Source organism: Clostridium sp. AM34-9AC, from assembly GCF_003480225.1.
GTDB lineage: Bacteria > Bacillota > Clostridia > Lachnospirales > Lachnospiraceae > Acetatifactor > Acetatifactor acetigignens.
In genome coordinates this window covers 52,001-59,085 of sequence record NZ_QUIU01000025.1, presented here as the reverse complement: position 1 = coordinate 59,085, position 7,085 = coordinate 52,001, and the positions used below count along the sequence as shown (strand labels likewise).

Annotated in this window: 6 protein-coding genes; 5 read left to right on the top strand and 1 reads right to left on the bottom strand. The window is 49.2% G+C overall.

Features of this window, described 5'->3' with window-relative positions; genetic code table 11:
* Positions 1-167: 167 nt before the first annotated feature.
* A complete protein-coding gene (locus tag DW835_RS14150) occupies positions 168-1,721 on the bottom strand; it encodes an ABC-F family ATP-binding cassette domain-containing protein (protein ID WP_022312428.1) in 1,554 nt (517 codons plus the stop codon).
* Positions 1,722-1,943: 222 nt separating this feature from the next.
* On the opposite strand from DW835_RS14150, the gene DW835_RS14145 reads away from it, so the two are divergent.
* The 5 genes from DW835_RS14145 to rsmA all read left to right on the top strand — a co-directional run bounded on the left by DW835_RS14145 (position 1,944) and on the right by rsmA (position 7,033).
* Positions 1,944-2,858: an AEC family transporter gene (locus DW835_RS14145; RefSeq protein ID WP_117466394.1), complete on the top strand. Its 915-nt coding sequence runs from the start codon at positions 1,944-1,946 to the stop codon at positions 2,856-2,858.
* 105 nt (positions 2,859-2,963) lie between these two features.
* Entirely contained in the window at positions 2,964-3,596 is a 633-nt protein-coding gene (locus DW835_RS14140; protein WP_117466393.1) for a DUF4358 domain-containing protein, read from the top strand.
* Between the two features lie 16 nt (positions 3,597-3,612).
* Complete coding sequence (locus DW835_RS14135) at positions 3,613-5,028, top strand: MBOAT family O-acyltransferase (protein ID WP_118668836.1); 1,416 nt, start codon at positions 3,613-3,615, stop codon at positions 5,026-5,028.
* A 20-nt stretch (positions 5,029-5,048) separates the two neighbouring features.
* Positions 5,049-6,167, top strand: a complete 1,119-nt coding sequence (locus DW835_RS14130) for a DHHW family protein (protein ID WP_118668835.1) — start codon at positions 5,049-5,051, stop codon at positions 6,165-6,167.
* Between the two features lie 11 nt (positions 6,168-6,178).
* On the top strand, positions 6,179-7,033 hold the full coding sequence (rsmA, locus tag DW835_RS14125; RefSeq protein ID WP_118668834.1) for a 16S rRNA (adenine(1518)-N(6)/adenine(1519)-N(6))-dimethyltransferase RsmA: 855 nt from the start codon (positions 6,179-6,181) through the stop codon (positions 7,031-7,033).
* The last annotated feature ends 52 nt before the right edge of the window (positions 7,034-7,085 follow it).

Here is a 7,085-nt window from a genome sequence, read left to right as displayed (position 1 = left end):
AGATTGTCAGCAAAGAACGCTGTCAATCTTATGAATAGACGGCTGTCGAGTGTGTCCGTTGGACGCACAGTATAAAAATAGAACGAAATAACCTCTTGTGTGAGCAAGCTCCAACCGAGGTATTCCGTTCTATTTTTGCATGGCTCGTAGCTAGGCTAACTTTCTATTTACAGCTTTGTGGTCCACTGGGACAGATCCCATACCTGGGTGGCCAGGCCATCGTAGAATTCCGGCTCATGGCAGACCATGAGAATACTTCCCTTGTATTCTTTCAGTGCCCGTTTCAGCTCGTCTTTGGCATCCACATCCAGATGGTTCGTTGGCTCGTCCAGTAACAGAACGTTCGTGGCACGGTTCATGAGCTTGCAGAGTCTTACCTTTGCCTGCTCACCACCGCTGAGTACCTTTACGCGGCTCTCAATATGCTTTGTGGTCAGACCGCATCTGGCCAGGGCGGAACGCACCTCATACTGGGTAAACGCGGGAAATTCCTGCCAGATCTCTTCGATACAGCTGTTGTCACCGGAACCGGACATTTCCTGCTCGAAATAACCGATCTCCAGATAATCCCCCTGCTCCACTTCGCCGGACAGAGGCGGGATCAGTCCCAGAATGCTCTTCAACAGTGTGGTCTTACCGATACCGTTGGCACCGATCAGCGCTACCTTCTCGCCACGTTCCATGGACAAATTCAGGGGCTTGGACAGCGGCTCGTCATAACCGATGATCAGATCCTTTGTCTCGAAAATGATACGACCAGTGGTGCGGCCCTCCTTGAAAGAGAATTCAGGCTTCGGCTTCTCCGCAGCCAGCTCGATGACATCCATCTTATCCAGCTTCTTCTGGCGGGACATGGCCATGTTACGGGTGGATACACGAGCCTTGTTTCTTGCTACGAAATCCCTCAAATCGGCGATCTCCTTCTGCTGACGATTATATGCGGCCTCCAGCTGGGACTTCTTCATGGCATAGACTTCCTGGAACTTGTCGTAATCGCCCACATAGCGGGTCAGCTCCTGATTGTCCATGTGATAGATCAGGTTGATGACACTGTTCAGGAAGGGAATGTCATGGCTGATCAGGATAAATGCGTTCTCATATTCATTCAGATAACGCTTGAGCCATTCGATATGTTCCGCATCCAGATAGTTGGTCGGCTCATCCAGCAGCAGAATATCGGGCTTTTCCAACAGAAGTTTGCCCAACAGAACTTTGGTACGCTGACCACCTGACAACTCTGTCACATCACGGTCCAGGCCGATATCCATCAGTCCCAGAGCTCTTGCCACTTCCTCCACTTTGGCGTCGATCATATAGAAATCATGCATAGTCAGCAGATCCTGGATTGTTCCCAGGTCTTCCATGTACTGTTCCAGTTCTTCCGAGGTGGCATCTCCCATTTTGTCACAGATTTCATTCATCTGTGCTTCCATATCGTATAAGAAATCAAAAGCGGAAGCCAGTACCTGACGGATCGTCATACCGGGGGTCAGCACTGTATGCTGGTCCAGATAGCCGACGCGGACATTCTTCGCCCATTCCACTTTGCCCTCATCCGGCATCAGTTTACCGGTGATAATATTCATAAAGGTAGATTTTCCCTCGCCGTTGGCACCGATGAGACCGATATGTTCCCCCTTCAGCAGGCGAAACGATACATCGTTAAAAATAGCACGGTCTCCAAATCCGTGGGTCAGGTGTTCTACGTTTAATATGCTCATATTTCCTCACATTCTGCTGCTTTGCAGCGTCGTTTCCATCAATAGTCCTTTGCAAGTATAGCGTACTGTCCGTAGTTTTGTAAAGAAAGAAAGCAAAAAGGGTGGAAAACAATAATTTTTTGTTGTGAAAAAGAGCACATATGTGCTATGATGTACGCGGTTTTGCGAATGGGGTTCTGAATAGTTACTATTTCCTGATTAAATACAGAAAGAAGGCAGCGTATGCTTTTACTTCAACAAATGGTGATTTTTTTCCTGATCATGCTGATCGGGTACATCTGCAGAAAGGTCGGAGTATTCGGGGAAAATACCGGCAAGATGATCTCCGGTATCGTCATTAATATCGGCAATCCGGCGCTGATCATTGCCTCCGGCATGAATCCTGAAACATTGGAAAATAAGGCGGCATTGTTGGTTACGCTGGCTGTGGCGCTGATCTTTTTTGCTATCATGTTTGTGATTGCAGAGCTGATTCCGAGACTGCTTCGGGCAGACAGAGAAGATTATGGTTCTTATCAGGTCATGACGATCTTCGCCAATATTGGCTTTATGGGCTATCCTCTGCTGGATGCCATGTACGGCGGTGAAGCAGTGATCCATGCTGCAATTTTTAATCTGCTTTACAGTGTGCTGATCTATACCTATGGCATTAACAGGATGAAGACCTCCGGACAGCGGGAAAAGCTGAACTGGAAGCAGCTGATGAATGTGGGGGTGATCTCCTGCCTCATTGCAGTGACCCTGTATATCAGTAATCTTCCGGTTCCGATGGTCTTCAAAGATACTGCCACCCGGATCGGAGCTGTCACCGGACCATTAAGTATGCTGGTAATCGGTGATTCGCTGGCACAGATCCGGTTAAAGGATCTGTTTACGGATGTGCGGCTGCTGCTCTTTTCTGTTGTGAAGCTGCTGCTTATGCCGGCACTGCTTCTGTGGGGACTGCGTTTTTTCATTACAGACCCCATGTTTCTGGGTGTCTGTCTGGTCATGACGGCCACACCTGTCGGCAGCATGACAGTCATGCTGGCGCAGCAATATGACGGTGATTACCGGCTGACCTCTAAGGGCGTGGCGCTGACCACTGTGCTGTCCGTAGCTACAATGCCGTTTCTGTTCTGGCTGTTGAAAATTTAATGAAACTTTTTCTACCGGATTGTCGTCTGATAGAATAGGGATCCCCAAAAAGGGGATACTGCAACTGAACATGGGAAATATCCCTGCAAAACAAGGAGAGATTTTATGAAAAAGAAATTAGCATGTATGTTACTTATGAGTGCTCTGGCACTTTCTATGACCGCCTGCGGAGGCAAGGATAATAACAGCGCTGCATCAGACAACCAGCAGTCCACCATGGAGAGCACCGCAGCGGGACAGGAGACCGGCGAGGCCGGTAGTACAACCGCTGCACAGAATCCGAAGGACGCTGCGAAAGAGTTACAGAGTGCAAAAAAGGCAGTTACGGATGCACTGGGAGACAATTACTGGCCGGATTCCGAGATACCCGGGGAAATGCTGAACGAGACCTACGGTGTCAGTGCGGAGCTCTATGATGCCTACCTGGGAGAGGCACCCATGATCAGCGTCAATGTAGATACTTTATTGATTATTCATGCAAAAGATGGTAAGGTAGAAGAGGTAGAAAGTGCATTGAACGCCTACCGTGACAGTCTGGTGAATGACACGATGCAGTATCCCATGAATCTGGGCAAGATTCAGGCATCCCGAGTGGAACGGATAGGCGATTATGTATGCTTTGTACAGTTGGGTGCGGACACTTCCTCTGTGGAAGAACAGGGCGATGAGGCCGTGATCACTTACTGTCAGGAGCAGAATGAACTTGCCCTGGAGGCTATCAGACAGACTCTGGAGTAAATACGGAGTAGAGTGAATGGTATTCAGCAGTGTATTGTTTCTTTTTCGGTTTTTGCCGATTTTTATGATCTGCTATTTCCTGGTTCCCCGGAAGATGAAGAATCTGGTTCTCTTCCTGGGGAGCCTGATCTTTTATGCCTGGGGAGAGCCCGTCTATATTTTCCTCATGCTTTTTTCTACCATATCCGATTATGTGTGGGGAAGGCTGATCGAAGAATACAGAGGGAAGGATCGCTCCAGGATCTTTTTGCTATGTTCCATTGTCATCAATCTTTTTATCCTGGGATTTTTTAAATATGCCGATTTCCTGATGCAGACGGTGAATGCGGTCTTCGGAACGTCGATTCCGTTTCTGAATCTTCCGTTACCCATCGGAATTTCCTTTTACACCTTCCAGACCATGTCTTATGTGATCGATGTGTACCGGGGCGATACAAAAGCGCAGCGCAATATTCTGCAGTTCGGTGTCTACGTGACCATGTTCCCACAGCTGATCGCCGGGCCTATTTTAAAGTATCATCAGGTGGAACGGTATCTGCAGGACAGACGGATCGACCTGGATGCCATCAGCTATGGTGCGAAGCGTTTTGTGACGGGACTGGCGAAAAAGGTATTGCTGGCCAATAATCTGGGATTATTATGGAAACAGGTAACGGAGCTGGGAACGGATCAGATGAGTGTTCTCATGGCATGGCTGGGAATTGCCGCCTTTGCATTGCAGATCTACTTTGATTTTTCAGGCTATTCCGACATGGCGATCGGACTGGGGTCAGTCTTAGGCTTCCATTTCCCGGAGAACTTCAATTATCCGTACGTTGCCACTTCGGTCAAAGATTTCTGGCACAGATGGCATATTTCCCTAAGTACCTGGTTCAAGGAGTATGTGTATATTCCGCTGGGTGGCAATCGCAAGGGCTTGCCGAGACAGCTGTTTAATATTCTGGTGGTATGGATGCTGACCGGTATCTGGCACGGTGCGGGATGGAACTTCCTGTTCTGGGGGCTGTGGTTTGCGCTTTTCCTGATTCTGGAAAAACTGTTTCTGGGAGAAGTTCTGGAGAGTGTGCCCAAAGTGTTCGGCAGGGTTTATACGCTGGCGGTGGTATTGATCAGCTGGGTATTTTTTGCACTGGAAAGTCCCGGTGAGATTCTGGCTTATCTGCAGGCTATGTTTGGAATGAACGGGGTAGGGCCCGTGAATTCACTGGCCATGTTTTTGAGCAATGAGTATCTGGTGCTTCTGGTCATCGCATTGGTGGCATGTCTTCCGCTAGGCAGCAGACTGGTGCATGCTTTGAAAAGCAGTAAGACAGGCCCCGCCATGGCACTGTACCGGTTGGGAGAAAAGGTGATTCCGGCAGTACTGCTGCTTCTGTCGGTGGCGTATATTGTGGATGCGTCGTATAATCCCTTTTTGTATTTTCGATTCTAACCGGGAAGGAGGAACCGCATATGGATGATAAAAGAAATTCGCTGTTGACCATCGGACTGGTCTGTGCGGTACTTCTGGTTCTGGGAGTGGCAGATCTGTGGAACAGTGACAGAGTATATTCGGAAGCGGAGAACCGGGTGCTGGCTTCCCGCCCTGCCTTTTCCTGGGAGAGTCTTTTTACGGGAGAATACGGGGATGCGTATGAGAAATACATGTCCGACCAGTTCGTAGGACGGGATAAATGGGTAGGACTTAAGACCCGGGCAGATATCTGTTTCCGGAAAAAAGAGATCAACGGGGTCTATCTGGGAGCAGACCGGTATCTGATCGGAGTAAACGATCCCGATGAGTATACGGAGCAGATGGAAAATTCCCGTGTCGCATCGTTAACAAAGCTGGTGAACCACTGGGATGCCAAAGTCATGCTGGTACCGACGGCGGACAACATTCTCACGGATAAGCTGCCGGCATTTGCACCTTATTATGACGAAGAACGGCTGCTTACGAAGGTAAGGAATTCTATTGGAGAAGAGCATTATATAGATGTGTATCACGCTTTGCAGGAGCATGCACAGGAGCCCATCTATTATCGCACGGATCATCATTGGACCAGCCTGGGAGCCTATTACGGATTTCTTGCCTGGGCGGACAGTGTGGGACGCTTTCCCTATCCGTATGATGTCAATGGCAGGAAGACGGTGTCGGAGGATTTTCAGGGAACCCTGCAGTCCCGGATCAATGTGGACTGGACGAAGGATAGCATACAGTATTTCCCGGAGACGGAGAAAAAAGCAATATCGGTGACCTATGATTTTACGGACACGGCAGATTCTCTGTATGCACCGGATTATCTGGACACCAAGAATCAGTACGGCTTTTTTCTGAATGACAATCATGCATTTATTGAGATCCACACAGAATATAATCCCGGCAAGACGCTGTTCGTCATCAAGGATTCTTATGCCAATAGCCTGATTCCGCTGCTCACGACCCATTATGAGAATATCTATGTGGTAGATCTGCGGTATTTTAACGGGAAACTGTTCCAACTGATGGAGCAGTATGAACCGGAACAGGGAATGGATGTGCTGGTGTTGTATGACTGCATTCACTTTTTAGAGGATTTTAAGTATTATTAAGGAGGCTTATTATGGCTTATTTGGGCATTCCCCAGAATACCATTGCGGTACTGCAGAAGTACCATTTTAATTTTCAAAAAAAATTCGGACAGAACTTTCTTATAGACACGACGGTTCTGGACCGGATTATTTCTTCTGCGGAGATTACAAAGGAGGACTGCGTGCTGGAGATCGGACCGGGCATCGGTACCATGACCCAGTATCTTGCGGAGCGGGCGGGCAGCGTGGTGACCGTGGAGATCGACAAGGCACTGATCCCTATTCTGGAAGAGACATTACAGGACTATGATAACGTCACGGTCATTAATGATGATATCCTGAAAGTGGACATTAACCGGCTGGTGGAGGAGAAAAACGGAGGCCGTCCCATCAAGGTGGTGGCAAACCTGCCCTATTACATAACGACACCGATCATCATGGGCTTATTCGAGAGCCGTGTGCCGCTGAAGAGCATCACCATCATGGTGCAGAAGGAAGTGGCGGACCGTATGCAGGTAGGCCCCGGCACGAAGGATTACGGCGCCCTGTCTCTGGCGGTGCAGTATTATGCAAAGCCGGAAATCGTGGCGAATGTACCGCCCAACTGCTTCATCCCGAGACCGAATGTGGGTAGCGCGGTCATCCGCCTGACCCGCTACGAAGAACCGCCGGTACAGGTGAAGGATGAGAAGAAGATGTTCGCCCTGATCCGGGCTTCCTTCAACCAGCGCCGTAAGACCCTGGTGAACGGTCTGGGAAATGCGGGCCTCCCAGGCATCACCAAGGAATCCGCGGCAGCAGCCCTGGCACAGATGGGCCTGTCCCCTACCGTAAGAGGCGAAGCATTGACACTGGAGCAGTTCGCAAGACTGAGTGATCTGTTGTAGAGCGGCTTATCATGAAGCAGACAAGGAGTATACGTTCAGACAGCTGCAGATT

Bases quoted from the DNA above. Each gene is read 5' to 3' on its own strand.
- rsmA (WP_118668834.1), top strand. From the start codon at position 6,179: ATGGCTTATTTGGGCATTCCCCAGAATACCATTGCGGTACTGCAGAAG.
- DW835_RS14140 (WP_117466393.1), top strand. From the start codon at position 2,964: ATGAAAAAGAAATTAGCATGTATGTTACTTATGAGTGCTCTGGCACTT.
- DW835_RS14135 (WP_118668836.1), top strand. From the start codon at position 3,613: ATGGTATTCAGCAGTGTATTGTTTCTTTTTCGGTTTTTGCCGATTTTT.
- DW835_RS14150 (WP_022312428.1), bottom strand. From the start codon at position 1,721: ATGAGCATATTAAACGTAGAACACCTGACCCACGGATTTGGAGACCGT.
- DW835_RS14145 (WP_117466394.1), top strand. From the start codon at position 1,944: ATGCTTTTACTTCAACAAATGGTGATTTTTTTCCTGATCATGCTGATC.
- DW835_RS14130 (WP_118668835.1), top strand. From the start codon at position 5,049: ATGGATGATAAAAGAAATTCGCTGTTGACCATCGGACTGGTCTGTGCG.